This window comes from Pseudomonas sp. Z1-29 (genome assembly GCF_051131995.1).
Lineage (GTDB): Bacteria > Pseudomonadota > Gammaproteobacteria > Pseudomonadales > Pseudomonadaceae > Aquipseudomonas.
Genome location: NZ_CP071645.1, coordinates 5,707,175 through 5,731,728, shown reverse-complemented (window position 1 = coordinate 5,731,728; position 24,554 = coordinate 5,707,175). Strand labels below are relative to the sequence as shown.

At 60.3% G+C, this 24,554-nt stretch carries 25 protein-coding genes and 2 pseudogenes; 16 read left to right on the top strand and 11 right to left on the bottom strand.

Translation table 11 applies throughout. The features are described 5' to 3' along the window. Window positions 1–68: 68 nt before the first annotated feature. Window positions 69–953, bottom strand: coding sequence for a LysR family transcriptional regulator (locus J3P84_RS26080; protein WP_434626552.1), 885 nt, complete (start codon window positions 951–953; stop codon window positions 69–71). Window positions 954–1,089: 136 nt separating this feature from the next. Here J3P84_RS26080 and lysM point away from each other — a divergent pair, with 136 nt between their 5' ends. Next, complete coding sequence (gene lysM / locus J3P84_RS26075; protein ID WP_434570328.1) at window positions 1,090–1,539, top strand: peptidoglycan-binding protein LysM; 450 nt, start codon at window positions 1,090–1,092, stop codon at window positions 1,537–1,539. A 107-nt stretch (window positions 1,540–1,646) separates the two neighbouring features. On the opposite strand, the gene yrfG is transcribed toward lysM, so the two are convergent. Next, window positions 1,647–2,309 (bottom strand): GMP/IMP nucleotidase, encoded by a 663-nt coding sequence (gene yrfG / locus J3P84_RS26070; RefSeq protein ID WP_305497516.1) that lies wholly within the window; start codon window positions 2,307–2,309, stop codon window positions 1,647–1,649. 89 nt (window positions 2,310–2,398) lie between these two features. On the opposite strand from yrfG, the gene nudE reads away from it, so the two are divergent. Further along, complete coding sequence (gene nudE / locus J3P84_RS26065) at window positions 2,399–2,965, top strand: ADP compounds hydrolase NudE (protein ID WP_305497515.1); 567 nt, start codon at window positions 2,399–2,401, stop codon at window positions 2,963–2,965. After that, window positions 2,962–3,789 carry a 3'(2'),5'-bisphosphate nucleotidase CysQ gene (gene cysQ / locus J3P84_RS26060; RefSeq protein ID WP_434626551.1) on the top strand — a complete coding sequence of 276 codons (828 nt, stop codon included), beginning with the start codon at window positions 2,962–2,964 and terminating at the stop codon, window positions 3,787–3,789. The genes nudE and cysQ overlap by 4 nt, the downstream gene beginning before the upstream one ends. A gap of 145 nt (window positions 3,790–3,934) precedes the next feature. Here the strand turns inward: cysQ and J3P84_RS26055 are convergent, their stop codons facing one another. The 4 genes from J3P84_RS26055 to rfbC all read right to left on the bottom strand — a co-directional run bounded on the left by J3P84_RS26055 (window position 3,935) and on the right by rfbC (window position 8,229). Continuing rightward, window positions 3,935–4,390, bottom strand: a complete 456-nt coding sequence (locus J3P84_RS26055; protein WP_434626550.1) for a YiiD C-terminal domain-containing protein — start codon at window positions 4,388–4,390, stop codon at window positions 3,935–3,937. 35 nt (window positions 4,391–4,425) lie between these two features. Beyond that, a complete protein-coding gene (locus tag J3P84_RS26050) occupies window positions 4,426–5,814 on the bottom strand; it encodes a sigma-54-dependent transcriptional regulator (RefSeq protein WP_434626549.1) in 1,389 nt (462 codons plus the stop codon). Next, window positions 5,811–7,619 carry a sensor histidine kinase gene (locus J3P84_RS26045; RefSeq protein WP_434626548.1) on the bottom strand — a complete coding sequence of 603 codons (1,809 nt, stop codon included), beginning with the start codon at window positions 7,617–7,619 and terminating at the stop codon, window positions 5,811–5,813. The genes J3P84_RS26050 and J3P84_RS26045 overlap by 4 nt, the downstream gene beginning before the upstream one ends. Window positions 7,620–7,680: 61 nt before the next feature. Then, a complete protein-coding gene (gene rfbC / locus J3P84_RS26040; RefSeq protein WP_434626547.1) occupies window positions 7,681–8,229 on the bottom strand; it encodes a dTDP-4-dehydrorhamnose 3,5-epimerase in 549 nt (182 codons plus the stop codon). Window positions 8,230–8,379: 150 nt separating this feature from the next. On the opposite strand from rfbC, the gene J3P84_RS26035 reads away from it, so the two are divergent. From J3P84_RS26035 to J3P84_RS26015, 5 genes are all read left to right on the top strand, one after another. Next, window positions 8,380–11,292: an aminotransferase gene (locus J3P84_RS26035; protein ID WP_434626546.1), complete on the top strand. Its 2,913-nt coding sequence runs from the start codon at window positions 8,380–8,382 to the stop codon at window positions 11,290–11,292. A gap of 250 nt (window positions 11,293–11,542) precedes the next feature. Beyond that, window positions 11,543–12,421 (top strand): N-carbamoylputrescine amidase, encoded by an 879-nt coding sequence (aguB, locus tag J3P84_RS26030; RefSeq protein ID WP_434626545.1) that lies wholly within the window; start codon window positions 11,543–11,545, stop codon window positions 12,419–12,421. 3 nt (window positions 12,422–12,424) lie between these two features. Further along, complete coding sequence (aguA, locus tag J3P84_RS26025) at window positions 12,425–13,531, top strand: agmatine deiminase (protein WP_434626544.1); 1,107 nt, start codon at window positions 12,425–12,427, stop codon at window positions 13,529–13,531. Window positions 13,532–13,775: 244 nt separating this feature from the next. Beyond that, window positions 13,776–13,976, top strand: coding sequence for a hypothetical protein (locus J3P84_RS26020; RefSeq protein WP_305497506.1), 201 nt, complete (start codon window positions 13,776–13,778; stop codon window positions 13,974–13,976). A gap of 296 nt (window positions 13,977–14,272) precedes the next feature. After that, entirely contained in the window at window positions 14,273–15,559 is a 1,287-nt protein-coding gene (locus J3P84_RS26015; RefSeq protein WP_434626543.1) for an OprD family porin, read from the top strand. A 118-nt stretch (window positions 15,560–15,677) separates the two neighbouring features. On the opposite strand, the gene J3P84_RS26010 is transcribed toward J3P84_RS26015, so the two are convergent. Further along, window positions 15,678–16,424 (bottom strand): DUF4123 domain-containing protein, encoded by a 747-nt coding sequence (locus tag J3P84_RS26010; protein ID WP_434626542.1) that lies wholly within the window; start codon window positions 16,422–16,424, stop codon window positions 15,678–15,680. 402 nt (window positions 16,425–16,826) lie between these two features. Here J3P84_RS26010 and J3P84_RS26005 point away from each other — a divergent pair, with 402 nt between their 5' ends. The 4 genes from J3P84_RS26005 to J3P84_RS25990 are packed head-to-tail and all read left to right on the top strand — an operon-like array spanning window position 16,827 to window position 19,030. Continuing rightward, window positions 16,827–17,573, top strand: a complete 747-nt coding sequence (locus J3P84_RS26005; RefSeq protein WP_305497502.1) for a 2OG-Fe dioxygenase family protein — start codon at window positions 16,827–16,829, stop codon at window positions 17,571–17,573. Between the two features lie 13 nt (window positions 17,574–17,586). Next, window positions 17,587–18,024: a GNAT family N-acetyltransferase gene (locus tag J3P84_RS26000; RefSeq protein ID WP_434574309.1), complete on the top strand. Its 438-nt coding sequence runs from the start codon at window positions 17,587–17,589 to the stop codon at window positions 18,022–18,024. Then, the gene (locus J3P84_RS25995) at window positions 18,021–18,734 is read left to right on the top strand and encodes an AzlC family ABC transporter permease (RefSeq protein ID WP_305497501.1); all 714 of its coding nucleotides are present in this window, start codon (window positions 18,021–18,023) and stop codon (window positions 18,732–18,734) included. The genes J3P84_RS26000 and J3P84_RS25995 overlap by 4 nt, the downstream gene beginning before the upstream one ends. Continuing rightward, a complete protein-coding gene (locus J3P84_RS25990) occupies window positions 18,713–19,030 on the top strand; it encodes an AzlD domain-containing protein (protein ID WP_305497500.1) in 318 nt (105 codons plus the stop codon). Before J3P84_RS25995 ends, J3P84_RS25990 begins: the two co-directional genes overlap by 22 nt. Here the strand turns inward: J3P84_RS25990 and J3P84_RS25985 are convergent. Beyond that, window positions 18,947–19,870 carry a LysR family transcriptional regulator gene (locus J3P84_RS25985; RefSeq protein WP_305497499.1) on the bottom strand — a complete coding sequence of 308 codons (924 nt, stop codon included), beginning with the start codon at window positions 19,868–19,870 and terminating at the stop codon, window positions 18,947–18,949. The two genes, J3P84_RS25990 and J3P84_RS25985, sit on opposite strands and share 84 nt — an antisense overlap. Window positions 19,871–20,183: 313 nt before the next feature. On the opposite strand from J3P84_RS25985, the gene J3P84_RS25980 reads away from it, so the two are divergent. Together J3P84_RS25980 and J3P84_RS25975 are read left to right on the top strand one after the other, a co-directional pair. Beyond that, window positions 20,184–20,594, top strand: coding sequence for an MbcA/ParS/Xre antitoxin family protein (locus J3P84_RS25980; protein WP_434626541.1), 411 nt, complete (start codon window positions 20,184–20,186; stop codon window positions 20,592–20,594). Beyond that, entirely contained in the window at window positions 20,594–21,271 is a 678-nt protein-coding gene (locus J3P84_RS25975; RefSeq protein ID WP_434626540.1) for an RES family NAD+ phosphorylase, read from the top strand. The genes J3P84_RS25980 and J3P84_RS25975 overlap by 1 nt, the downstream gene beginning before the upstream one ends. Before the next feature lie 64 nt (window positions 21,272–21,335). Here J3P84_RS25975 and J3P84_RS25970 read toward each other — a convergent pair. The 3 genes and pseudogenes from J3P84_RS25970 to J3P84_RS25960 form a co-directional block, all read right to left on the bottom strand. Further along, a pseudogene (locus J3P84_RS25970) lies at window positions 21,336–21,926 on the bottom strand (methyl-accepting chemotaxis protein); the annotation flags it as partial. A 312-nt stretch (window positions 21,927–22,238) separates the two neighbouring features. Beyond that, window positions 22,239–22,943: pseudogene (locus tag J3P84_RS25965) on the bottom strand (MCP four helix bundle domain-containing protein); the annotation flags it as partial. Window positions 22,944–23,175: 232 nt separating this feature from the next. Beyond that, entirely contained in the window at window positions 23,176–23,454 is a 279-nt protein-coding gene (locus J3P84_RS25960; protein WP_305497495.1) for a DUF3077 domain-containing protein, read from the bottom strand. Between the two features lie 445 nt (window positions 23,455–23,899). Between J3P84_RS25960 and J3P84_RS25955 the strand changes: the two genes are divergently transcribed. Then, window positions 23,900–24,142, top strand: a complete 243-nt coding sequence (locus J3P84_RS25955; RefSeq protein WP_434626539.1) for a CopG family ribbon-helix-helix protein — start codon at window positions 23,900–23,902, stop codon at window positions 24,140–24,142. Continuing rightward, the gene (locus J3P84_RS25950; protein ID WP_434626538.1) at window positions 24,132–24,416 is read left to right on the top strand and encodes a type II toxin-antitoxin system RelE/ParE family toxin; all 285 of its coding nucleotides are present in this window, start codon (window positions 24,132–24,134) and stop codon (window positions 24,414–24,416) included. Before J3P84_RS25955 ends, J3P84_RS25950 begins: the two co-directional genes overlap by 11 nt. Window positions 24,417–24,554: the final 138 nt, after the last annotated feature.

Below are 24,554 nucleotides of genomic sequence, written 5' to 3'. Positions count from 1 at the left end.
CCTAAGACTAAATGCGGCAATCTGCCACGTCTAATCGCTATTACTGATCCTTCAATAGATGACGTCGATCAAGGAATGGTTACTGATTGCTGATAAAGGGCGAAACAGGCCTCCGCCAATGCCGAGCGTGGGGCACCGCGCCGCATGATCAGCCCCAGCGGGACCAGCGTTTGGGCGCTGTTGATGGGCTGGATTCGCAGGTCTTCGGTGAGCTTCAGCCCGCTTTCCAGCGGTACTACGGCGCAACACAGTCCGCCGTGCACAGCTTGTAACAATTGGTGCACCGCGTCGGTTTGCAGCAGCGGTTGGGGTGTCAGCCCCCGGCTGTGGAAGTGATGGTCGATGGATTGGCGAAAATGCATGCCGCTGGTGAGCATGCCCAGGGGCAGCTCCACCAGCGCTTCCCAGCTCAGCGGTTCTTCGCCAAAAAAGAAAAACCGTTGGTCGTATAGCAGGCCCATGCGGGTGTGGGCGAAGGGTAGGGCTTCGAAACGCTCGTTGTCCAGACGTTCCAGGTAAGAGATGCCCAGGTCGATCCGGTTGTTCGCCAATTGTTCGAGAATGCGTTCGGAGCTCAGGGACGACAATTCGAAACGCAGGCTGGGATGGTCGGTGTGCAGGCGCTGCATCATCGCCAGCGGGTCGAAATCCGACAGCGGAACCACGCCCAGGCGCAGCGTGCCCACCAGGTTGCCGCGACAGGCCGCCGCTTCGGCCTGTAGTCCGTCGTAGGCCGCCAACACCGTGCGCGCCCAGGCCAGCACCCGTTCGCCCGGTGCGGTAAAACCCTCGAAGCGCTGGCCGCGATTGACCAGTGGCAAACCCAGCTCTTCCTCCAGGCTGCGCAGGCGCATCGACAAAGTGGGCTGGGTGATGTGACAGCGGGCTGCAGCCTGGCCGAAGTGGCGGGTTTCTTCGAGCGCGATAAGAAATTTCAGCTGCTTGATGTCCATCTTCGCTCCTGGGCGCGGGAAGATTCGGATTCTAGCGCCTTGACGGTGGCGAGGTCATTGGTCGGCTGGGAAACGGGGTCGGTTGGCTTGGTCTAGTCTTTTGCGTCTGGATACCTGAACCCATGGAGTGAATACGATGAGCCTTTTCAGTTTCTTGAAAGATGCCGGTGAAAAAATCCTCGATGCGCTGACGCCCGACAAGGCAGAAGCCAACAGCGAAGCGTTGACCAAGCATGTACAGGAGGCCCTGACAGGGATCGATACTTCAAAGATTCAGGTCAAGGTCGAAGGTGAGAAAGTCATCGCCACGGGTGAAGCCGCAACTCAGGAAGAGAAGGAAAAGATTCTCCTGGCGCTGGGCAACGTGGCCGGTATCAGCGGTGTCGATGACCAGATCACCGTGACCGGCCCGGTCGCGACGCAGGCCAAATTCGTCACCGTGGAGAAAGGCGACACCTTGAGCGCCATTTCCAAGCGGGTTTACGGCGACCCGAACAAGTACAACAAGATTTTCGAAGCCAACAAGCCGATGCTCAAGCACCCGGACAAGATCTACCCAGGGCAGTCACTGCGTATCCCTGAATAGGATCTGAGCTCGGCGGTGTCCTTATCGCGAGCAGGCTCGCTCCCACAGAGATTACTGGTTCGCCGCGAGCCAAGGTGGGAGCCTGCTCGCGATGAGGACAGTGCGGTTCAAAGCCCGGCAATCAAATCTCGATAATCTCTGACGGCATCGAACTCCCCCGTATCCTTCGGCCCCTTGCGACTGTCCGGCTCGCTGACCGCCAGCAAATGTGCGATGCCAAAATCCCGGGCGCTGCGCAATACCGGCAGGGTATCGTCGATGAACAGGCTGCGGGCCGGGTCGAAGTCCAGGTCCGCTTGCAGTGCGTCCCAGAATTGCGGGCTTTCCTTGGGAAAACCGTAGTCGTGGGAGCTGATCAAACGCTCGAAATACGGAGCCAGTTCGATGCGTTCCAGCTTCAGGGACAACGAGTCGCGGTGGGCGTTGGTGATCATCACGACCCGTTTGCCGGCCTGCTGGATGGCTGCCAGAAACGTATCCGCGTCCGGGCGCAGGGCGATCAGGTGGGCGGTTTCCAGCTTCAGTTCGCGCACCGGCAGCTTCAGCTCGGCACTCCAGAAATCCAGGCAGTACCACTGCAACTGGCCGGCGTTGCGCTCGAACAGCGGCTGTAGTTCCATCTCCGCCATGGCCCGGCTGACGCCATGCAGTTCGGCATAGCGCTGGGGCAGGTGCTCCAGCCAGAAGTGATTGTCGTAATGCAGGTCCAGCAGGGTGCCGTCCATGTCCAGCAGAACCGTATCGATCTCGTGCCAGGGCAACAACGCCATAAAAACTTCTCCAGCGGTAATCAGATATCCGACGCAAACAATCAGGATAGGCCGGGTATAGTAGCCTGCTATCGCCTAGGGAGCCGTTTATGCGCCAGACACCCACCATACTCGACCGACGGATCGTCGCCACCAGCCGCCTGTTTTGCGTGGAAGAACTGAAACTGCGTTTTTCCAACGGTGTGGAACGCACCTACGAACGCCTGGCGGGCAAGGGCGCAGGATACGGTGCGGTGATGATCGTGGCGATGCTCGACGCCGACCATGCGGTGCTGGTGGAAGAGTATTGCGGCGGTACCGAGGCCTACGAATGGTCTCTGCCCAAGGGCCTGATCGAGCCGGGTGAAGATGTGCTGGCGGCGGCCGAGCGCGAGCTCAAGGAGGAAGCCGGTTTTGGCGCCCGTCAACTGGAACACCTGACTGAGTTGTCACTGTCTCCCGGCTACATGAGCCAGAAGATCCAGGTGGTGCTGGCGACCGATCTGTACGAAGAGCGTCTGGAAGGCGACGAACCCGAGCCAATGCGTGTGGACAAGGTCAACCTGGGCGAGCTGTCGGCCCTGGCGCAGAACCCTCAATTCACCGAGGGCCGGGCGTTGGCGGCATTGTACCTGGCCCGCGATCTGCTGACTCAGCGCGGAGCCTACCTGCCATGAATTTTCCGCATCCCCTGATGGCCCCGGTTATCGAGCTGGCGCTCACGGCTGGCGACGCGATCCTGCCCTTTTGGCGGGCCGATGTGGAGGTCGTGCGCAAGGCCGACGAATCGCCGGTGACCGCCGCGGACATGGCAGCTCACCATGTGATCGTGGCCGGGCTCAAAGCCCTGGCGCCGGATATCCCGATCCTTTCCGAAGAGGATGCCGATATTGCGCAAAGCGTCCGCGCCGGCTGGCAACGCTGGTGGCTGGTGGATCCGCTGGACGGCACCAAGGAATTCATTTCCGGCAGCGAGGAATTTACCGTAAATATTGCCCTGATCGAGGACGGACGAGTGGTGTTCGGTGTGGTGTCGATGCCCACCAACGGTCGTTATTATGCCGGCGGTGCGGGCCTGGGTGCGTGGCGCGGCGACGGGGATGCCGAGCCTGCGGCCATTGCGGTGCGTAACGTGCTGGCGCCCGGTGAAGCCTTTACGGTGGTCGCGAGCCGCCGTCATACCAGCCCGGAGCAGGAACGCCTGTTGGCCGGTTTGAGCGAAAGCCTCGGGGCGCTGCAATTGACCAATATCGGCAGTTCACTGAAGTTCTGCCTGTTGGCTGAAGGTGCGGCGGATTGCTATCCGCGTCTGGCGCCGACGTCGCAGTGGGACACCGCCGCTGCCCAGGGCGTGCTGGAGGGCGCGGGCGGCGAGGTACTCGACCTGCAGGGCCATCCGTTCTGCTATCCGGCACGCGAGTCGTTATTGAATACGTTTTTCCTGGCGCTTCCGGCGAAAGCGCCGTGGCGTGGGAAGTTGCTGGAGCTGGCTCGTTCTTAAAATCTGATCTTTTAGCCCAGAAGCTTTTGTGGCGAGGGAGCTTGCTCCCGCTGGGCCGGTCCGACGCTTCGGGCGAAGCGGCCCCAAAGCGTCTGCTGCGCAGCCGAGCGGGAGCAAGCTCCCTCGCCACGGGTCTATGCGCCAATCAGCGATGCAGCACGTACTGCCCTTCAAACTGCACCGCCACGTCCTTGCTATCCACATTTACCACCTGCGTCTGCAAGGCCAGCCTTGCCCGTCCGTAGCGACGATAAGTGGCCAGGAAACGCGTCCAGGTCTTTTCATCGGGCGCCTCACAGATGACGGTCGCGTCGCGGGTAACCGGTAGCGGATAACTGATCTGCCCTTCCTGGATCACGATGTGCCCGTCTTCGATGCCTTCCTCGCGCAGCGCCAGGTGCAGCCAGCCCCAGCCACCGAGCACGGCGCCGCAATACAGGCTGCCGCCGAACATGGTGCTCTTGTGGTTGACGTTGGCTGCGATCGGCAGGAACAAGCGTAGCTGCCGAGCTTGCCAGCCGAGCACCTTCAGGCCCATGTCCTGCGTCAGCGGGATGTCCCGGTGCAGGATCGTTTCCAGGTAGTGGCTGTCGCGGTTCATGCAGGCCCTCTTGGCTGAAAGTGAAAGGGTGGAGCTCAATCCGACTCTTCGGTCGGGCCATGGCTGCTGTCGCCGAAGTTCAGCCCGTGTTTGCGCAACTTGTCGTGCAGCGTCTTGCGCGGAATGCCCAGGGCTTCGGCGAGGCTGCGTACGGAGCTGTGGGAACGGGCCAGTTCGGCGGCGATCAGGGTTTTTTCAAAGTTCTCCACCTGCTCGCTCAGGCCGCCGCTGATCACATCCACCGCAGCGGGGCCGCTGTCCGGCGCGCTGTTGTCCAGTGCCAGTTCCAGGCCCAGGGCAAAACGTTCGGCGGCGTTCTGCAATTCGCGCACGTTACCCGGCCAACTGTGGCGTAACAGCAGCGCCCGGTGGGGCGGCTGCAGTTCGTGCGGCGGCAGGCCATGGCGGGTGCTGGCTTCGTTGGCAAAGTGCTGGAACAGCATCAGCACATCTTCGCCGCGTTCGCGCAACGGTGGAATGCGCAGCGGCGCGACGTTCAGGCGGTAATACAGGTCGGCGCGAAAACGGCCCTGGTCGGCGGCCTGGCGCAGGTCTTCCTTGGTGGCGGCGATGACGCGGATATCCAGCGGGATCTGCTGGTTGCCCCCCAGCCGTTCCACTACGCGTTCTTGCAGCAGACGCAGCAGTTTGACCTGTACGTCCAGGCTCATGCTTTCGATTTCATCGAGGAACAATGTGCCGCCATTGGCGAATTCGAACTTGCCGATACGGCGTTTTTGCGCGCCGGTGAAGGCGCCGGGCTCGTGGCCGAACAGTTCGCTTTCCACCACCGACTCGGCCAGGGCGCCAGCGTTGATCGCCACGAACGGCCCGTTGCGCCTGCTTGAAAGGTCGTGCAGTGCGCGGGCGACCACTTCCTTGCCGGCCCCGGTTTCACCAAGGATCAACACGTCGGCGCGGGTCGCCGCCAAGGCGCCGATCTGCTCGCGCAGGCGCAGCATGGGCGTCGATTGGCCAACCAGGCGGGCGCTGAGTTCATGCCGGTCACTAAGGGCCAGGCGCAGGCTGCGGTTGTCCAGGACCAGGCGGCGCAAGGCCAGGGCTCGGCGAACGCTGTCGAGCAGATGATCGCTGGCGAAGGGCTTCTCCAGGAAGTCATAGGCCCCGGCGCGCATTGCCTGGACCGCCAGCGGTACATCGCCGTGGCCGGTGATCAACAGGACCGGTAGGTCCGGATCCTGGGCGTGCAGCTGGTTCAGTAGTTCAAGGCCGTCCATGCCGGGCATGCGAATGTCGCTGACAACCACGCCGGGCCAGTCTCGCGGCAATTGCCCGGCCAGGCCATTGGCCTCGCCCAGGGGCAGGATTTTCAGGCCGGCCAGGTCGAGGGTCTGGCTCAAGGCCTGACGCAGGTGGGGATCGTCGTCGATCAGCACCACCTCAATCTGGTTATCGATGGTCATACACTACGGTCCTCGGACGGTTGCAGGCTCACCCCGGGCGCGCCCGCGCGCAACTTCAGGGTAATCAGGGCGCCGCCTTCCTTGTGATTGGCGAACAACAGCTCGCCGCCGAAGGCGCGCATCAGGGTGTCGCAGATCGCCAGCCCCAAGCCAAGGCCTTGGGTGCGGGTCTTGGTGGTATAAAAAGGCTCGCCGGCCCGGCCCAGGGCTTCCATGCAGAACCCCGGGCCGTTATCGCGTATGTACAGGTTGACGCCGGTTTCCGTTGCCTGGGCACTGAGCCAGAGTCTGCGCGGCGGGCCCTTTTCGGTCAGGGCATCAAGGGCGTTTGCCAGCAGGTTGCCCAGCACCTGGCGCAAGCGTGTTTCGCCGGCCTCGACCCACAAGGTGGCGGCCGGCAGGTCACGGATCAGTTCCACTTCCATGCTGCGCCGACGTTTGGCGAGCAGCGCCAAGGCATCGTCCAACGCCGGTTGCAGGGCGACGCTTTCCGGCGCGTGGCGGTCGCGGCGGGCAAAAGCGCGCAAATGGGCGATGATCGAGGCCATGCGCCCGGTCAGTTCGCTGATCAGCTTGAGGTTGCCCCGGGCGTCGTCGGTGCGTTGGTGATCGAGCAGGATCCCGGCGTTTTCCGCGTAGCTTCGAATGGCCGCCAGCGGCTGGTTGAGTTCATGGCTGATGCTCGCCGACATGGTGCCCAGGGCCGACAGTTTGCCGGCCTGCACCAGGTCGTCCTGGGCGCGGACCAGCTCCTGCTGGGCCTGCTCGCGCTCCAGCACTTCCTGGCGCAGGCGCCGGTTGAGGCCTTCCAGGTCACTGGTGCGTTCCGCCACCCGACCTTCCAGCTCATGCCGGGCCTTGGCTTCGAAGGCGATCCGTTCCAGGTAATGGCGCCGGCGCTGCATCATCAACCCGAGCAGCAACATCAAGACCAGCAACGCCGAGCCACCAATGACCACCACCGTGCGCACCGGACGATCGATCAGCGTTCGCGGGGCCAGGATGCTCACGTTCCAGCCAGTCTCTTCGATGACCTGGGTCTGGGTCAGCCAGGCATTGGCGTCCAGATGAAGCGGCTTCGGATCGCGGGTCGGGTAGGGTTGGACCGCGCTGATTGCCTTGCTCTCTTCGGTGCTCAAAGGGCGGGTTGCGCGAAACCGCCATTCCTGGCGTGAAGTCAGAATGACCACGCCATTATGGTCGGTCACCAGCAATTGCTCAGGGGTCTTGCCCCACAGGCTTTCGGTGTGGTCCAGGTCGACCTTGACCACCAGTACGCCAATGACTTTTTCGCGATCACGTACGGCGGCGGCAAAGAAGTAACCGCGCTTGCCCGACGTGGTGCCCAGGCCGAAGAAGCGTCCAAGACGCCCGGCCATGGCTTCGATGTAGTACGGGCGGAAAGCAAAATTGCGCCCGACGAAACTGTCGTGCTTGTCCCAGTTCGATGCCGCCAGGGTCTTGCCAGTGGCGTCCATCAAGTACATGACTTCAGCGCCAGTCTGGGCGCTGATGTTCTTCAGTAATCGATTGGCATTGCCCTGGGTAACGCCATCATCCGGCGCAGACAGGACTGCGCGCAGGGGCGGCAGCTCGCCAAGAATCTGCGGCAGCACTTCATAGCGGTGCAGGGTGCCCAACAGGTTGGCGACGTAGAGATCAAGCGTCTGGCGATTCTGCCCGGCCAGCTCGCTGCGGTAGTAACGCTCCGCCAGGTGCTCCAGCGGCCACAGCAACGGCGCCAGGCACAGGGCCAGCAGTGCCAGGCTGCGCCAACGAGGTCTGCGGGGGAGAGTGGAGTTCATGAGCATGATGCGCCTGTGGGGACAGGCGCATTATGCCTAGGACGCACGCCAGCGTCTTCGATCAGGCGAAGACGTCCGCATGCTCCAGGGTCGAAGCCGCCAGGTCCTTGCCGGACAGTTGCGGCTGGATATCCCCCAACTGCCAGTCGATGTCTAGCGCAGGGTCGTTCCACAGCAGGCTGCGTTCGGATGTCGGGTCGTAGTAGTTGGTGGTCTTGTAGAGGAATTCCGCGAATTCACTCAGGACCACAAAGCCGTGGGCGAACCCTGGTGGCACCCAGAGTTGACGGTGATTGTCGACGCTGAGGCGTACCGCAACCCATTTGCCGAAATTCGGCGAACTGCGGCGGATGTCCACGGCCACATCGAGCACTTCACCGGCGGTGACACGCACGAGTTTGCCCTGGGTGTTCTGCAATTGATAATGCAGGCCACGCAACACGCCTTTCTGCGAGCGGGAATGATTGTCCTGCACGAATTGAGTGTCGATGCCGGTCGCGTCCTTGAATGCCTTGGCGTTGAAGCTTTCATAAAAAAAACCGCGCTCGTCACCAAATACCTTGGGTTCGATGATCAGGACACCGGGCAGGTCGGTGGCGATTACATTCATTGGGTGTCTCCGTGGGATGGCAGAAGCAAGGACGCCCATTCTTGCCCAAAGCAGCGAGCGGCGCGAGCCCCGAGTCAAAGAGGGGGTTGCTTATCCAACGACTCAGTGGCGAGATAGGCATCCAAACAAAACCACCCCAGGGGTCGTTGTATGCCACTCGCCACGTTGGTTCACCGTGCCAGTTTGCCAAGCCCACAGATCAGCGCCGAACAGGCACTGGTACTGCTGCGCTCGAATTACGGACTCAGCGGTGACCTGCGACCCCTTGGCAGTCATCAGGACCTCAACTACCGCGTCGACAGCGAGCGCGGGCGGTTCGTGCTGAAAATCTGCCATGGCGACTACGCCGTCCAGGAGCTCCAGGCCCAACATGCCGCGCTCAAGCAGTTGGCCGGGCACGGCGCGGTGAAGGTGCCGCGGGTGATCGAGGCCGCCAATGGCCAGGACCTGCTGACGCTAGATGTCCACGGGCAAGCGATACACATGCGCCTGCTCGAATACATCGACGGCCAGTCCCTCACCCAACTCAAATACCTCACGCCTGATCTGGTGACTGGGCTGGGCCGCCTGTGCGCCGACATGGACCTGGCCCTGGCCACGTTCGACCACCCGGGCCTGGAGCGAACCCTGCAATGGGACGCGCGCCACGCGCCAGCCTTGATCGAACACCTGTTGCCTGTCATCGACGATGACCAACGGCGTCAGTTGATCGCCGACGTCGCACAGCAGGCCGAACGGCGCTTGCAGCCGCTCAAGGCCAGCCTGCCGATGCAGGCGATCCACATGGACATCACCGATGACAACGTGGTCTGGCAACGCGATGCGCAGCGCCAATGGCAACTGCAGGGCGTCATCGATTTCGGCGACCTGATCCGCACCTGGCGTGTCACCGATCTGTCGGTCACCTGCGCGGCGCTGCTGCATCATGCCGATGCAGATCCGTTTTTCATCCTGCCGGCGATCAAGGCCTATCACGCGGTCAATCCGTTGCAGCGTGAAGAACTCCAGGCGCTTTGGCCGTTGATCGTGGCCCGCGCCGCTGTGCTGGTACTTAGCGGAGAGCAACAGGTCGCTGTCGATCCGGATAACCAATATGCTCGCGACAACCTCAGGCATGAATGGGAAATCTTCAACGTCGCCCATTCCGTGCCGCTTGAGTTGATGGAAGCGGCGATCCTTGCCGCCGTGGGCCATAGCCTGCCGCCCCTTGCCAACGAGGGTTTCGCACCGCTGTTGCCGACTTTGGTGGGGCGTGATTTCGCCCTGATCGACCTGGGTGTGCTCAGCCCGCATTTCGAGGCGGGCAATTGGGAGCAGCCGGGGATCGACCAGCGCCTGCTGAGCGAAGCCGCCGCCGTGCATGGATTGGCGGCCAGCCGTTACGGGCAGTATCGGTTGTCCCGCACCCGTGCGGACAGTGCCGAACAGCCCGATACTTATCCGCTCCATGTGGAACTGCACGTTCCTCACGGTACGCCGCTGGAATCGCCCTTCGCCGGGGTGTTGCACAGGGATGCTGACGGCTTGCTGCGGCTCGATGGCCCGCAATTGAGCGTGCGTTTGTGGGGCGTTTCCTCGTCGCTGCAGCCCGGGGCCGCGCTGGCAAAGGGTCAGGTAGTGGGCGAGGTGGCTGGGCCATTGCTGGTCCAGCTGTGCCGGGGCGCGCATCTGGCCCCGCCATTGTTCTGCACACCGTCCCGGGCGCAGGCCTGGCAAGCGCTCTGCCCATCACCCGCGGTGCTGTTGGGGCTGGCTTGCGATGCCGAGCCGGAAATCGATCCGCAGGCGCTGCTGGCCCGTCGCGATGCCAGTTTTGCCCGTTCGCAGAAGCACTACTACGTCGACCCGCCGCGCATCGAGCGTGGCTGGCGCAACCACCTGATCGACATGCAGGGCCGCTCGTACCTCGACATGCTCAACAATGTCGCGGTGCTGGGCCATGGCCATCCGCGCATGGCGGCGGTCGCGGCCAGACAGTGGTCGCTGCTTAATACCAACTCGCGTTTTCACTACGCCGCGATCGCCGAGTTTTCCGAACGCCTGCTGGCGCTGGCGCCGTCGAACATGGACCGGGTGTTCCTGGTCAACAGCGGCACCGAAGCCAACGACCTGGCGATCCGCCTGGCCTGGGCCTACAGCGGCGGGCGCGACATGCTCAGCGTGCTGGAGGCCTATCACGGCTGGTCGGTGGCGGCCGATGCGGTCTCGACGTCCATTGCCGACAATCCCCAGGCCCTCAGCAGCCGTCCGGACTGGGTGCACCCGGTGACGGCGCCGAACACCTATCGTGGTGAATTCCGCGGTATCGACAGTGCGCCGGACTACGTGCTCAGCGTCGAGCACAACCTGGCAAAAATCGCCGAACGGAAACGTCAGCTCGCCGGCTTCATCTGCGAGCCGGTATATGGCAATGCCGGCGGCATCGCGCTGCCACCGGGGTACCTGAAACAGGTCTACGCCTTGGTGCGCGAGCGCGGTGGTGTCTGTATCGCCGACGAGGTGCAAGTCGGCTACGGGCGCATGGGCGAGTTTTTCTGGGGCTTCGAGGAGCAAGGCGTGGTGCCGGACATCATCACCATGGCCAAGGGCATGGGCAACGGTCAGCCGCTGGGGGCCGTCATCACCCGCCGGGAAATCGCCGAGGCGCTGGAAGCCGAGGGATATTTTTTCTCTTCCGCCGGCGGCAGCCCGGTCAGTTGCCAGATCGGCATGGCCGTGCTGGACGTCATGGAGGAAGAAAACCTGTGGGAAAACGCCCGGGTCGTTGGAGGACATTTCAAGGCCCGCCTGGAAGCGCTGATCGACCAGTATCCATTGGTCGGAGCGGTGCATGGCTCCGGGTTCTACCTGGGCGTGGAGCTGATCCGCAATCGCGACACCCTCGAACCGGCCACCGAGGAAACCACCGCGCTGTGCAATCGCCTGCGGGAGTTGGGCATCTTCATGCAGCCGACTGGTGATTACCTGAACATCCTCAAGATCAAGCCACCGATGGTCACCAGTCGCCAGAGCGTGGACTTCTTCGTCGACATGCTGGCAAAAGCGTTGGAGGAGGGGTTGTAGTTTATCCGGCACAGCACGCTGTTTTTCCTGTGGGAGCGAGCCTGCTCGCGAAAGCGGTGGATCAGTCAACGTCAATGTTGAATGTTCCCCCTCTTCGCGAGCAGGCTCTCTCCCACAGGTTTATTGGGTGTTAATTCGATTTTTGTCGGTATTTTTATGGGCGTTTCCTATGTTTATGGTTTTTTACGCTTTGAAAGCCGATTTTTATCGGCTATAAAGGCGCTACTGTCCATCGCCTGGGAGATGATTCATGAGTCGTATCGTTACCGTAGCCGCCACGCAAATGGTTTGTTCCTGGGATCTCGAAGCCAACATCGAGACCGCCGAGAAGCTGGTCCGCCAGGCCGCTGCCCAAGGCGCGCAGGTCATTCTCATCCAGGAATTGTTCGAGACGCCGTACTTCTGCCAGAAGCCGAACCCGGATTATTTGCAGTTGGCGACTCCGGTTGACGAGAACGTCGCCATCAAGCACTTCCAGAAAATTGCCGAAGAACTTCAGGTCGTGCTGCCGATCAGTTTTTTTGAACGGGCCGGGCGTGCGCGTTTCAACAGCATTGCGATCATCGACGCCGACGGTCGCAACCTGGGCATCTACCGCAAGAGCCACATCCCGGACGGTCCTGGCTACCATGAGAAGTATTATTTCAACCCTGGCGATACCGGCTTCAAGGTGTGGAATACCCGCTATGCGAAAATCGGCGTAGGCATCTGCTGGGACCAATGGTTTCCGGAGTGCGCCCGCAGCATGGCGTTGCAAGGTGCGGAAATTCTGTTTTACCCGACCGCCATCGGCAGCGAACCGCACGACAAGACCATTTCATCGCGCGATCATTGGCAGCGTGTACAACAGGGCCATGCCGGCGCCAACCTGATGCCGCTGGTCGCCAGCAATCGCATCGGCAACGAAGAGCAGGATGGCTATGACATCACGTTCTACGGCTCCTCGTTCATCGCCAATCAGTTCGGTGAAAAAGTCCAGGAATTGAACGAGACCGAAGAAGGCGTGCTGGTACACAGCTTCGACCTCGACGAACTGGAACACATTCGCAGTGCCTGGGGCACTTTCCGTGATCGACGCCCGAACCTGTACGGCGTGATCAAAACCCTCGACGGCTCACTGGAGTCCTGAATCATGACAACTTTGCACAGCACTCCGCGCGCGGACGGTTTTTACATGCCTGCCGAGTGGGCGCCCCAGACCCAGGTCTGGATGATCTGGCCCGAGCGCCCGGATAACTGGCGCCTGGGCGGTAAGCCCGCGCAGGCCGCTCATGTGGCGGTTGCCAAGGCCATCGCCCGTTTCGAGCCGGTCACCGTGGCGGTGTCCACCGCCCAATACGAAAACGCTCGGGCGCGGCTCGATGTGCCGAATATCCGCCTGGTGGAAATGTCCAGCGACGACGCCTGGGTCCGGGACACAGGCCCGACGTTCGTGATCAACAACAACGGCGAAGTGCGCGGTGTCGATTGGGACTTCAATTCCTGGGGCGGCTTCGAGGGTGGCTTGTATTCCCCATGGAACCGGGACTTGCTGGTGGCCGGCAAGATTCTCGAAATCGAGCGCAGCCCGCGCTACCGCACCGAGGGCTTCGTCCTCGAAGGTGGTTCGATCCATGTCGATGGCGAAGGCACGTTGATCACCACCGAGGAATGCCTGCTCAACCACAATCGCAACCCGCACCTGAACCGCCAGGAAATCGAGGCGGTGCTCAGTGCCCAATTGGCGGTGGACAAGATCATCTGGCTGCCCGATGGCCTGTTCAATGACGAAACCGACGGCCACGTGGATAACTTCTGCTGCTACGTGCGCCCTGGTGAAGTGCTGCTGGCCTGGACCGACGACCCGCAGGACCCGAACTATGCCCGCTGCCACACGGCGATGGATGTGCTGCAAAACAGCACCGACGCCAAGGGCCGCTCGTTCACGGTGCATAAAATGCCGATTCCCGGGCCGCTGTATGCCACCGAAGAAGAATGCGCCGGGGTGGACGTGGTATACGGCTCACAGGAGCGCAAACCTGGCGAGCGTCTGGCCGGCTCTTACGTGAACTTCCTGATCGTCAATGGCGGCATCATCGCCCCGAGTTTCGACGATCCACTGGACAGCACGGCCAGGCAAATCCTGCAGGACCTGTTTCCCCAGCACGAAGTCATCATGGTGCCTGGGCGAGAGCTGTTACTGGGGGGCGGAAATATCCATTGTCTTACCCAACAGCAACCTGCCGCGCACACAAAATGAGTGGGGACGTAACAGCCCGGTGACTTCAATCGCAGCGGCTCTACACCGGTGCTTTTGGATCCATCCTGGCAAGCCCGCGCCCCCATTGGGGCGCGGGCTTTTTTGTGCGCGGTTCGTCGGCGAGCCGTTTACCTTGGCATAGCTCTTGTATCGACATCCGTGCAGTTCTGGGGAGTGGAGCTGCGTTGTTTTGTAATAAACCTTGGATAAATTGGCCGCTCATCAACCAGGAGAGGGCGCTGGAATGAATATGATAAGCGAGCGCACATGCCATCCCTTGGCCGTAAATGGTGAGTCGCTTCAAGCGTTGGCGCAGTGGTTGAAGTCCAATGGCACGCGTCAGATCAGAGAACCTGATCCGCGCCGGATGATCATCGAGCGCTACCCCGTTGGCCTGTTCAGCGAGGCGGAGCTGGAAGCGTTGTGGGATGTCATGCAGGGATAGAATTCGAAGGATTGATAAAAAGCGCTGGCCGAAAGGCTGGCGCTTTTTTTGTGGGCGTGCTTTTTCGCCTGATTACCGAAGATTCACGAAATTGACACGGACTTCAGGGCGCGACTAGGATTCGCCCCACGCCTGTGGCCAACAGCCATGACTCTTAAATAATAAAAAGGCCCGACACGCTCAATCCGTGGCCGGGCCTTTTCATTATTTCCAGGAGCAAGAGTCCGAAAAAGAGCGCAAAGCGCCATTTCGGTTGCCGGTTACGGTGCGTATCAACCCGTACAAGGAAAATAATCATGTTGAACAAACGCTTTACTTTGCTAGCACTGGGGATTCTGAGCACAACACACGCCATGGCCAGCGATCAGTCCGAGTCCAATGGGTTCGTCGAAGACAGCAGCCTGAAAGTCCTGTTGCGCAACGCCTACATCAACCGCGACTACAAGGACGGCAACAAGGACAAGGCCGAATGGGGCCAGGCCGCCATCGGTACGTTCTCGTCCGGCTTCACCCAAGGCACCGTGGGCGTAGGCGTGGATGCGTTCGGCTTGTATGCGCTGCGTCTGGACGGCGGCAAGGGGCGCACCGGTGCCCAAGGCATCGATTTCTTCAAGAAAGGCGACAGCGGCAACGCGGCCGATGATCTCTCCAAATTCGGCGCCGCGGTGAAATTCCGTGTCTCCAACACAGTGCTGGCCTACGGCGACCAGATGCCCGCCCTGCCAGTGTTGAACTACGACAATTCGCGCCTGCTGCCAGAAAGCTACACCGGCACGCTGATCACCTCCAAGGAGATCAAAGGGCTCGAATTGAACGCCGGCCGCTTCACCGCCGAGTCCCGTAAAAGCGCTGAAGGCCGTGACAGCGGTGGCTTGAAATCGATCAACGTACTGGGCGGCAGCTATCAGTTCACCGAGCAATTCAAGGCTTCGCTCTACGCATCCGATGTCGAGGACGTATTGAAGAAGCAATACGTGAACGCCAATTACGTGTTCCCGTTGGCCAAGGACCAATCCCTCACCTTGGACTTCAACGGCTATCGCACCAAGCTGGACGACAGCTATGTTCGCGAAAACGGCGTCACTGGTGACGACAACAAAATCTGGAGCCTGGCGGCAACTTTCGCCACCGGCCCGCACAGCTTCACGCTCGCCCACCAGCGCAGCACCGGCGACAGCAACCTGGGCTACGCCTACGGCGGCTATCAACGTGATCAGAATCGTGTCGGCGACGGTGGTAACACCATCTATCTGGCTAACTCCTACTGGTCCGACTTCAACGCCGAAGACGAACGCAGTTGGCAGCTGGGCTACGGCCTGGACTTCACCACCTTCGGTGTACCGGGCCTGACCTACAACGTGGCCTATGTGCGGGGCGACAACATCACCACCTCCACCAGTGAAGGCGGCACCGAGCGCGAGATCTTCAACCAGTTCAAATACGTGGTCCAGAGCGGCCCGGCCAAGGACCTGAGCGTACGCTTGCGCAGCTCGGTCCTGCGCGTGTCGCAGAAATCCAGTGAGTACAACGTCAGCGGTAATGAGCTGCGGGTGTTTGTGGATTATCCGATTAACGTTTTTTGATGATTCACACTGTTTGAAACGCGTCTCGACCGGGTTCGGGACGCGCTTCGCCTGACGAAGAATGCCGTTGTCTCCTGGCGAGAGGACGGCGTTTCTTCCCATACCCTTTTTGACAGCATCAGCCTTGTTCCAGGATAAGGTCCTCGAGCAGCGCATCGCGCAGGTTTTGCGAAGCATCCACCCGGCTGACGAAACGGGAAATTTTCTGCTTCAGATTGTTTTCTGACCAAGCGGCGTGAACACCTGGATGCTCTTCTTCCAGCCATTGCAGCAGAAGGCCGACGTGCATGGACCCGTTCTCGTCCGGCAACATGTCGAGCACCTCCTGCGGAATGTCCCACCATGGCCAGTCCTTGACAGCCGGAACTTTTCTTGAACCGATCTCCAAGGCCTTGCCGTTTATCAGGTATCGATCGAACGTCGGCAACACCTGCCCGGCCGCCGCGCCGAGCTTTTCAAGCAGCGGATAAATGAATCGTCCGTCCCAGAACCGAAAAAACACCGGGTTCCCGTCCGGCATCCGCACTTGCGTCAAGCTGCGCAGATGCGCCAGTACCTCGCCGGGTTCGCAGTGGGACACGGCCAGCCAGCCCCAATCGAGGGTCTCGTTTTCAGCGATCCATGGCAGGAACGCCGAGTCGGCTTCGAGCTGGGTGACATAGGGCATCACCGCTTGCCAGGCGGCGTAGGGGGTGTCGCTCCAGATGGGCAGCAATGAATGAGCGAGAACTGAAGTGCGAAGGGCTTGCAGCGCATTGGCTTCGCTCGCCGTGCTGATGATCAGGTACAGGTGTTCGTTTTCCTGCAACGGCTGTTGCGCCAGCCATGTCCTGGGATCGAGGGGCGTGAACGCCGATGGCGCCATGAGGCTCTCCTTGCCGAAAGGTGGTGTCGGAACCGGGATTTGTCCCGGGACCGCACGTCTATCAAGGAATGAGCCAGGTAATTGGGAACGCCCGCGAGCCGGCGGCTCCAGAGATTTCCAGGAATACTTCAGGCGGGCTGGGCCGGTTTTTTCACAGAAAAATGCCTAACGGATTGCGTTGTGCTGCGTCGGTTTTTGCGCATTCAGGGCAGCGGCAATGTTTTCACCAGCGCTCGCTTTAAAAACGACCCCTTGAGCGCGATCTTCATGGCAAAAAGTCGCACTAATGAAATTTTTTGCACCGTTTCAAGCGCGGCTTGAAATGCCTCAAATACTTTCTCATGGACGGAAATCCTGCACCTAATAGATTAGTCCGCTCATTGCAGTGGAGACTTGAGAAAAATGATCGTTCTGAACAGGGAAGTGGGCGAAGCGCTAAGGCGTGACAAATACGTCAACGTCCGCGGTGGTGACTTCAATCTCTACGGTCATTTCGGCGACTTTGTCCGGCTGACCAAAAGCTGGGAAAACATGGAGCCCGACAGCTATTACGGTCAGGCCGAGTCCGGCATGCGTTTCCGTCGCTATAGCGATTTCGAATACAACCCCGCAACCCGTGAACTCAAGCAACTCGAGCACCGGGCCTATGTCCAGTCCAAGGCCAACAACAGCTATGTCGGCGGGCTGGAGCGGCACTTCCAGGATTTCTCCAACGAAGTGATCAATTCGCCGGTCATGCGCAGCCTGATCGACACGGACTTCGAGGTGTACAAGAACGTCCTCCCGCAGGAATTGCACGATGAGATCTGGCAGTGCCAGATCCACCAGATCCGCATCGAGATCAAGCCGGGCAAGCAATTGGAAATCACCCCCGAGGGCATCCATTGCGATGGGTATCCGTTCAGCGGCGTGCACTTCTGGGGCCGCAACAATGTGGCGGGCGCTGAAAGCCGTCTCTACAGTCCCCAGGAAGAGCAACTGGCGGCGACCACCTACGAGGACATCCTCGACACGACGTTCTTCCTTGATCGCGACATGCGCCATTACGTGACCCCTGCCCGCAACACCCATAGCCATGAAATGGCCTTCAGGCAGATTCTGGCGATTTCCTTTTCGCGGCCCGGGACCGCTTTCGACATTGTTCGCTGAACAGCTCGAACCCATGGATGAGTCGGCGCAGCAGGTCCTGCTGCGCCGGGCCATGGTCAGGGACGCCGAACGACTGGAGCAGTTTTTTCGCGGTTTTGCCGAAGTGTCATTCTGCGAATGGCAGGATGCCCGGTTCCTGCGTGGGGTGTTGCTGCAGGAAACCACCACAGCCTACCTGGCCTTCGATGCGACGGGTGACGTCGTCGGCGCGGTCATCGGCGGTATGCTTGGCACTCGCGGCACCATCAATCACCTGGCCGTCAGCCCAAGGCATCGCACTCAAGGCCTGGGCCAGCGGCTGGTAGAGGCGGCATCGGCCGACATGAAGCGGGTTGGCGTGCTGCGCATGTTTCTGTTCGTCGACGAAGCCAATCTGGCCGGCAAGCGTTTCTGGGCGGCCCAAGGGTTCTGCGAACCCCGGGGTGAAATCACTTTCGAGAGGGATTTATGAACAAGACTTCCAGCCAGCCGCTGGCGGTCGAACCACAAGCCTCGCGAACCTTTGCTGAAGCCAGTCCGGTGGTAGCGGGTTATTTCACGGTTTCGTTTGTGTTCGGTCTGATGGCGGTCAACGCCGGCTTGCCTTTGTGGCTGCCAGTTGCGATGTGCCTGTTCGTGTACGCGGGAGCTTCACAATTCGCCGCGCTGGCATTGATTTCCAGCGGGGCCTCCTTGACCACCATCGTGCTGACGACATTCCTGATCAATGCCCGTCACATGCTGATGTCTGTCTATATGGCCAAGGCTTTGCGAGCACTGGGGCTTAGCCGCTTCGAGCGCTGGTGCTACGCGTCGGGGCTCACCGATGAGTCGTTCGCTTTCCACAGCGTCAAGCTCGGCAGCGGGGCGCCGGTAAGCGTGCGCTACCTGATCGGTTTCAACCTCTTCTGCCACACGTCCTGGGTGCTGGGCGGTTTGCTGGGTGCTGTCTGTGCGCAATACGCCGCGCACCTGATCAAGTATCAGCTCGATTACGCCCTGACCGCGATGATGCTCTACGTGCTGGTTTCATTGTGCAATACGCGTAACAAACTGATCGCGGCGCTGGCGGCCGTGGCCTGCATGGGCGCGCTGAGCCTGCTGGGCAGCTCGCCGTTCAACGTATTCATTGCCACGTTTTTTGGCTGCGGGGTGGGCGTATGCCTGACCAAACGTTCCTGATCCTGGTTGTGGTCCTGATGATGGCCGTGACCTTCCTGCCCCGGGCCTTGCCGCTGCAGGTCAACACCGAAAACTGGCCACCCTTCGTTGCCCGTGCACTGGAATACCTGCCGGTGGCGATCGTCGCTGCGATCACCCTGACGCCGTTGTTGATCAAGGACCAGCAGATACAGCTCGACCGTCCAGAGTTCTACGCCGCGATTCCGACCCTGCTATGTGCGTATTTCAGCCGCAACCTGTTTCTCAGTGTGGCGGTGGGCACGGCGGCGTATATCGCGCTCGGTTCGTTCCTGTAGCGTCAGGTCCACCACATCATGCAGCGCCTGGTCGGAAAGCTCAGGGTTGTTTACCGCCAGGCGTACCTCCAGGAAGTCCTCGAAATCCGGGAAGATAGCCAAGCCGTTGCGCAGCGCCGCGTCCCGGGAGACAAGGCCCAAACCGTCGAGCTGGGTAATCAACGACAGCGTCAGGGTTTCGCTGCAGGAATAGACCATTCGCTGACTCGGCCCGTATTCACCAAGACCGGCGTCGAGGAAGCGCAGGAAACTGCGCGAATAAGGACATTCCTCTGCCGGACGCACCTGGAACCGGTCACCCAGCAGGCCAAGGGAATCATCTTCCTCGCCACAATGGGCGCCGACCACGCGTACCTGGACATCCGGCATCGCGATGCTGGTAAATCCGCTCGGCTGTCCGACCAGGATCGCCAGGTCAAAATGCTCGTTCTTGAGCTTGCTGAGGTTCTCCATCGATTCGGCGTAGCTGAACTCCAGCTGATACTGGGGGAAAACGGCGATCAGGCGTTCGATCATCCGTCGATTGAATTCCGCCGGCAGCGTCGTGTTGAGCGCTACCTTGAGGGTACGTCGCCTGGGCGTCTTGAGCGCCGCGACTTTTTCCTCCAGCTGCCGGGTGGCCGCCAGGACTTGATCCATGAAGGGCGTCAGTTCCGAGCCCTGGCTGGTCAATGCGAGGCCTTTGTTCGAGCGGCGGAACAACCGAAACCCGAATTGTTCCTCGACCTTGTTCAGTTGTGCCGCCAACGCCTGCACCGTCAGGCACGACTGCTCCGCCGCAGCCGACAACGAGCCGGTCTGCACGATGCGCATGAGGTTGCGTAAGGTTCTGCTATCCATGAGGTAATGCCCTCTGCTTAAGTGGGCTCGCTGTTATTTGGCACCTGGCCAGACTCTGGCGGTGCGATGCTGGCTATCATCAAGCACCTTGCCACGGTTGTCGCGGTTTTGTGGCGAAAAGCTCCGGCAGGCGATGATTGGAGCTTATGCGCGATTCTGATTTTTTGCTGGTGCTGTGTATAGGCCGAAACATCTGCGGGTAAATCCAGACTTCCCGGTCCTCAATCTATTCGCTTGCGAATTAAAACTTAATTTTTATCCGTTTATGTATTAGTCTTTATGCAACAGTCCGTAATACAGGAGCCCAAACCTCATGGCGACTTCCTCCATCACGCTCAACGCACAGCAACAATTGGATTCCCCGGACGCGGGTCGAATCGCGTTGAAGTTCTTCTTCAATCTCATGGAGTTGTGGGGCTGCAGCGTCGAGCAGCAGCGCACGCTGTTGGGCAAGGTAGGGAACACGACTTTCTACAAGTACAAACAATTACCCGACAACGTAAGACTGCCGCGCGATACCCTCGAGCGAATCTCCTACCTCATGGGTATTCATAAAGCCCTGAGCATCATCTTCAGCAACAGCCGGGACCGCGTGTATCACTGGGTCAGCAGTCCCAATGACGCGGCGCCATTCAACGGCCAGTCGGCGCTTTCCTACATGCTGACCGGGCGAGTGGTGGACATCGCCGATGTGCGGCGATACCTCGACGGAGTGCGCGGCTGATGACGCCACCACTGGCGGACCCGCAATGGAAACGGGCTTATCGAATCGTCAACAGCAGCTTTCCGCCGATCACGCTGTTCGAAGACGTGCTTGATCCCGAAGACCTGCCCACCGCCTACGCCCTCGAAGCGCTGACCAATGACCGGCTCATGGAAGAGGCCGGTGTGTTGTCCCGGGTACGCCCAGAAGACCGGGTTTCCGGCCCGGGCTCCTCGCCGGTGATGGCGGCGTTCACTCACATCGGCAAGCGCAGCCGCTTCAGCGACGGCACGTTCGGCGTCTACTACGCTGCCAGCAGCCAGGAAGCCGCGATTGCCGAGACCTGCTACCACCAGGCACGCTTCCTTGGCGCGACCAACGAGCCGGACCTGGAGTTGACCATGCGCACCTACGTCAACAAGATCGTCAAACCCCTGCACGACATCCGCCACGATTATCCCCATCTGCATAACCCGGACCCTGACGCCTACGGCCCGTCCCAGCTATTTGCCCGGGAGCTGCGTGAAACCTTGTCGTGGGGATTGCTGTACAACAGCGTCCGCTTGCCCGGCCATGAGTGCGTGGCCGCGTTTCGCCCGCCGGCGGTGTCGATTCCGGTGCAGGGCAAGCATATTCGTTACGTGTGGAGTGCCCAGAAACGGGAGATTTCGTTTGTATTCGAGGTGAGTCAGGTGTGAACAAGGAGCTGCCGTGCGGCCGCCGGCAAGCTCCTTCATCCCACGTACATGCGGGCGTGGTTGATCAAATCTTGAACTGCTGCACCGAAGCCTGCATCGAGCCCGCGGCATCGTTCAGATGGTCAGCCGTTTTCGTCAGATCGTGAATCGAGCGGGTGTTTTCCCGAGACTGCTCGGCTATTGCTTCTACCCGCTGAGCCATTTCATCACTGGCTTTTGATTGCTCGGCAATGGTCTGGGAGATTTCCTCCACCACTTCGGCAGCATGCCGTGCGCCCGTGCGGATTTCGCTGATCGACACGCCGGCCTGCTGGGCAAGGTTGACGCCTTCGTCCACGCGGCTGACGCATGCCTGCATGTTCGCCACCGCATCCCGGGCGCTGGACTGGATGCGCTCGATCATCGCGGTGATCTCCTGGGTGGACTGAGTGGTGCGCGCCGCCAGGTTGCGCACCTCATCGGCCACCACCGCAAAACCGCGGCCCGCCTCGCCAGCACGGGCGGCCTCGATGGCGGCGTTGAGGGCCAGCAGATTGGTCTGTTCGGCGATGCTCTTGATCACCTGGATGATCGAATGGATATCCTCGGACGACGCATCCAGGGCGGTGATCTTGCTGGACGATTGGTTGACCACCTCGGCAATCCGGTTCATGCCTTCCACCACCCCCAGAATCACCTGCCCACCGCTGCTCGCCAGTTGTTCGGACTGCGCCGAAATCGTCCGCGCGCTGTCGGCGTGCTGATGGATCTGGCTGATGTTCGCCATCATCTGCTCCATGCTCGCCGCCATGCTGGTAGCGCTCTGGGCTTGCTGGTCGGCGCTGGACACAATCTGCCGCGCCGTATCGCCCAGATTGCGGGACGTGCCATGCAACTCGTCGCTCTGGCTACGGATCGTCGCGATCATCTGCCGCAAGTTGGCCTGCATCTGTTCGATCACCGCCTGTAACTGGCCCAGCTCATCATCGCCATGAGGGCCCATCGAGCGCTGCAAATCGCCTTGAGAAATCGCCTGGGTATTGAGAATGATCTTGTTCAGCGGCGTGAGCACTGCCTTGAGCAGGCTCCACGACAGCAATGCAAGCGCCACGCAGGTGGCCAGCAACGTGATGATCAACCAGCGTTCCGAGGTATGGATGCTGTGGTCCTGATGTTCGCGAGAAACCTGCGCCTGGCTCTCGATCAATTCACTGACCGCTTCGTTACGCTCTTCCAGCGCCGAAAACGCTTTATCGAACTCGGTACGCAACGCCCGGCCATCCTGAGCCCCGCTCAACGCCTTGCCAATCACTTGCTTCGCCGAGGCGATATACGCCTCGGCCTGAGGCTTCAGCTCGGCAATGGTCTGTGAAATCGTACCCGGCAACCGAGCCTCGGCGTTCTCCGCGATAACCTTGCGCATCCGCTGCGAATGCTCGTCGAACGCCTCGGTGACTTCCTTCGCGCCCTCGGCATCTCCCGGTGCAACCAGCAAGGCAGCCAACACATCGCCACGAATGGCGTCATGCATCATGTCCGCCTCCATGTGCTTGCGCATCGCCGAAATACTGGTCTCGTTCTGCGCCAGAGCGTCGGTCATGGCGTGGTAACCCCACAGCCCGATACCGCCCAGCAACAGCGCAAAAAACAGGCTGACCAACCCCGAACCTACAACCTTGGTGCGGATTTTCATCGCTTGTTGCTCCTGGAGCGGGGGATTTGGGCAAGTGTAGATGAGCGCTCGCCGAGCCTTGGAAAGGCATGCTCTTGATTAAGGTTATCGGCGGCGAAAATAAATAGATGAATGCTCCCCTAATCTCGTGGCGAGGGAGCTTGCTCCCGCTGGGCTGCGAAGCGGCCCCTCTTTGCTACAGACGAAACCCAATGCTGCCCCCGCACAAGGAGCAGCATCGCATCACTGCCCCTTAAGCAGGATTACTCCCCGGCGCCTCCAGCACCTTCACTACGTCGTCGATAACGGCTTTGCTCATCTCCTGCAAATAACACGACGCCCAGGCATAACGATCCGTACCCCGAACCATCGCCGCATCATCGGCCAGGCGCATGGCGATGTGGAGAAGATCGGAGGCGTGGGAGAGGGCTTCGCCGATGGGGATGCCGCTGTTGACGCGGAACAGGGGGCGGTCGGAGTGGTAGGAGAAGGGGGTTAGGCCTGGGGTTTTGAGGTCTCGCGGGTTTGGCATGGTCTGGCTCCTTGACTATGAGAGCCGCCTACCGTCCTTTCCTACGGGATGGGGTGGCGGCCGTGCACGGGGTAGGAAAACCGGGAATCAAGGCACCCGGCACACCCGAAGGTGTCCCGCGCACAGCCGCCATAACGCGTATCGCAGACACAAAAAAAGCGCCTGCAATAATAAGCGGGGCGCAGCTGATGCGCCTTGATTATTTCGGGTTTCCTACGCCCGGCCGCTGAATTGGCAGCGACGATCAGAGAGTATTGGGTGATTGGAAAGCACGCAATCGTGGCGCGATGGTGGCGAGTGATGCTTTGTGTGTCTCAAGCAAGTCCAGCAAAGCGGATGGGCCTGAGAACAAAAAAAATCGTGAAGCTTCTCGCGACGAGTTATCAATTCAAGCCAGCGCCAAGCGGTGTAAGATGCCAAAAACTCGCTCATCATCGAGGCTGTCATGACCGGGATACACTTGACCCTGCCGGAAGACCTTTCAAATTCTCTTGCTGATCTGGCCAAGACTAGTGGCCAAAGCGTGAGCTATTTGGCCATGGAGGTGCTCCGTGACTACATCGAGCACGAAAAGGCGCTGACTACGCAAATCGAACTGGCGGTAAAGGAGGCCGATCAGGGTAAATTTGCCTCGGATGATCAGGTCGCGGCAATGCGCTCCCGGCGTTGGAGCAGGAATGCAGGTTGAGTGGCTGGAAAGAGCGCTCAAAAATCTGGAGGACGAAGCTAGCTACATAGCCTTGGAGAATCCCAAGGCTGCCGATGACTTTTCCGATGCTATTTTTGCCAGCGTGAACAAGCTAGCCCAATTCCCAACCATGGGGCGCGAGGGCCGAGTCAAAAACACCCGCGAATGGGCTGTTCCCAATTGGTCTTATCTCATTCCCTATCGGGTACGCGGCGATCGTCTTCAAATCCTCGGTGTATTCCATACAAGACAACGGCCTCGTATCAAGTGGTAACGGGGGGCGCAGCGTATTTGCGGGGAACTCCACGGCTCTTAGGGAATTGGGCGCAGACCCGATATTGTGGGAAAAAGTGGGAAAAAGGGGACGGATTTATTTTCGGAGAGAGTGCGCTCAGAAGTGCTAGGTTTGACA

What these genes read in the sequence shown, in the direction of transcription:
- J3P84_RS26080 (WP_434626552.1), bottom strand. Translation starts at nt 953, where the DNA reads ATGGACATCAAGCAGCTGAAATTTCTTATCGCGCTCGAAGAAACCCGC.
- lysM (WP_434570328.1), top strand. Translation starts at nt 1,090, where the DNA reads ATGAGCCTTTTCAGTTTCTTGAAAGATGCCGGTGAAAAAATCCTCGAT.
- yrfG (WP_305497516.1), bottom strand. Translation starts at nt 2,309, where the DNA reads ATGGCGTTGTTGCCCTGGCACGAGATCGATACGGTTCTGCTGGACATG.
- nudE (WP_305497515.1), top strand. Translation starts at nt 2,399, where the DNA reads ATGCGCCAGACACCCACCATACTCGACCGACGGATCGTCGCCACCAGC.
- cysQ (WP_434626551.1), top strand. Translation starts at nt 2,962, where the DNA reads ATGAATTTTCCGCATCCCCTGATGGCCCCGGTTATCGAGCTGGCGCTC.
- J3P84_RS26055 (WP_434626550.1), bottom strand. Translation starts at nt 4,390, where the DNA reads ATGAACCGCGACAGCCACTACCTGGAAACGATCCTGCACCGGGACATC.
- J3P84_RS26050 (WP_434626549.1), bottom strand. Translation starts at nt 5,814, where the DNA reads ATGACCATCGATAACCAGATTGAGGTGGTGCTGATCGACGACGATCCC.
- J3P84_RS26045 (WP_434626548.1), bottom strand. Translation starts at nt 7,619, where the DNA reads ATGAACTCCACTCTCCCCCGCAGACCTCGTTGGCGCAGCCTGGCACTG.
- rfbC (WP_434626547.1), bottom strand. Translation starts at nt 8,229, where the DNA reads ATGAATGTAATCGCCACCGACCTGCCCGGTGTCCTGATCATCGAACCC.
- J3P84_RS26035 (WP_434626546.1), top strand. Translation starts at nt 8,380, where the DNA reads ATGCCACTCGCCACGTTGGTTCACCGTGCCAGTTTGCCAAGCCCACAG.
- aguB (WP_434626545.1), top strand. Translation starts at nt 11,543, where the DNA reads ATGAGTCGTATCGTTACCGTAGCCGCCACGCAAATGGTTTGTTCCTGG.
- aguA (WP_434626544.1), top strand. Translation starts at nt 12,425, where the DNA reads ATGACAACTTTGCACAGCACTCCGCGCGCGGACGGTTTTTACATGCCT.
- J3P84_RS26020 (WP_305497506.1), top strand. Translation starts at nt 13,776, where the DNA reads ATGAATATGATAAGCGAGCGCACATGCCATCCCTTGGCCGTAAATGGT.
- J3P84_RS26015 (WP_434626543.1), top strand. Translation starts at nt 14,273, where the DNA reads ATGTTGAACAAACGCTTTACTTTGCTAGCACTGGGGATTCTGAGCACA.
- J3P84_RS26010 (WP_434626542.1), bottom strand. Translation starts at nt 16,424, where the DNA reads ATGGCGCCATCGGCGTTCACGCCCCTCGATCCCAGGACATGGCTGGCG.
- J3P84_RS26005 (WP_305497502.1), top strand. Translation starts at nt 16,827, where the DNA reads ATGATCGTTCTGAACAGGGAAGTGGGCGAAGCGCTAAGGCGTGACAAA.
- J3P84_RS26000 (WP_434574309.1), top strand. Translation starts at nt 17,587, where the DNA reads ATGGATGAGTCGGCGCAGCAGGTCCTGCTGCGCCGGGCCATGGTCAGG.
- J3P84_RS25995 (WP_305497501.1), top strand. Translation starts at nt 18,021, where the DNA reads ATGAACAAGACTTCCAGCCAGCCGCTGGCGGTCGAACCACAAGCCTCG.
- J3P84_RS25990 (WP_305497500.1), top strand. Translation starts at nt 18,713, where the DNA reads ATGCCTGACCAAACGTTCCTGATCCTGGTTGTGGTCCTGATGATGGCC.
- J3P84_RS25985 (WP_305497499.1), bottom strand. Translation starts at nt 19,870, where the DNA reads ATGGATAGCAGAACCTTACGCAACCTCATGCGCATCGTGCAGACCGGC.
- J3P84_RS25980 (WP_434626541.1), top strand. Translation starts at nt 20,184, where the DNA reads ATGGCGACTTCCTCCATCACGCTCAACGCACAGCAACAATTGGATTCC.
- J3P84_RS25975 (WP_434626540.1), top strand. Translation starts at nt 20,594, where the DNA reads ATGACGCCACCACTGGCGGACCCGCAATGGAAACGGGCTTATCGAATC.
- J3P84_RS25960 (WP_305497495.1), bottom strand. Translation starts at nt 23,454, where the DNA reads ATGCCAAACCCGCGAGACCTCAAAACCCCAGGCCTAACCCCCTTCTCC.
- J3P84_RS25955 (WP_434626539.1), top strand. Translation starts at nt 23,900, where the DNA reads ATGACCGGGATACACTTGACCCTGCCGGAAGACCTTTCAAATTCTCTT.
- J3P84_RS25950 (WP_434626538.1), top strand. Translation starts at nt 24,132, where the DNA reads ATGCAGGTTGAGTGGCTGGAAAGAGCGCTCAAAAATCTGGAGGACGAA.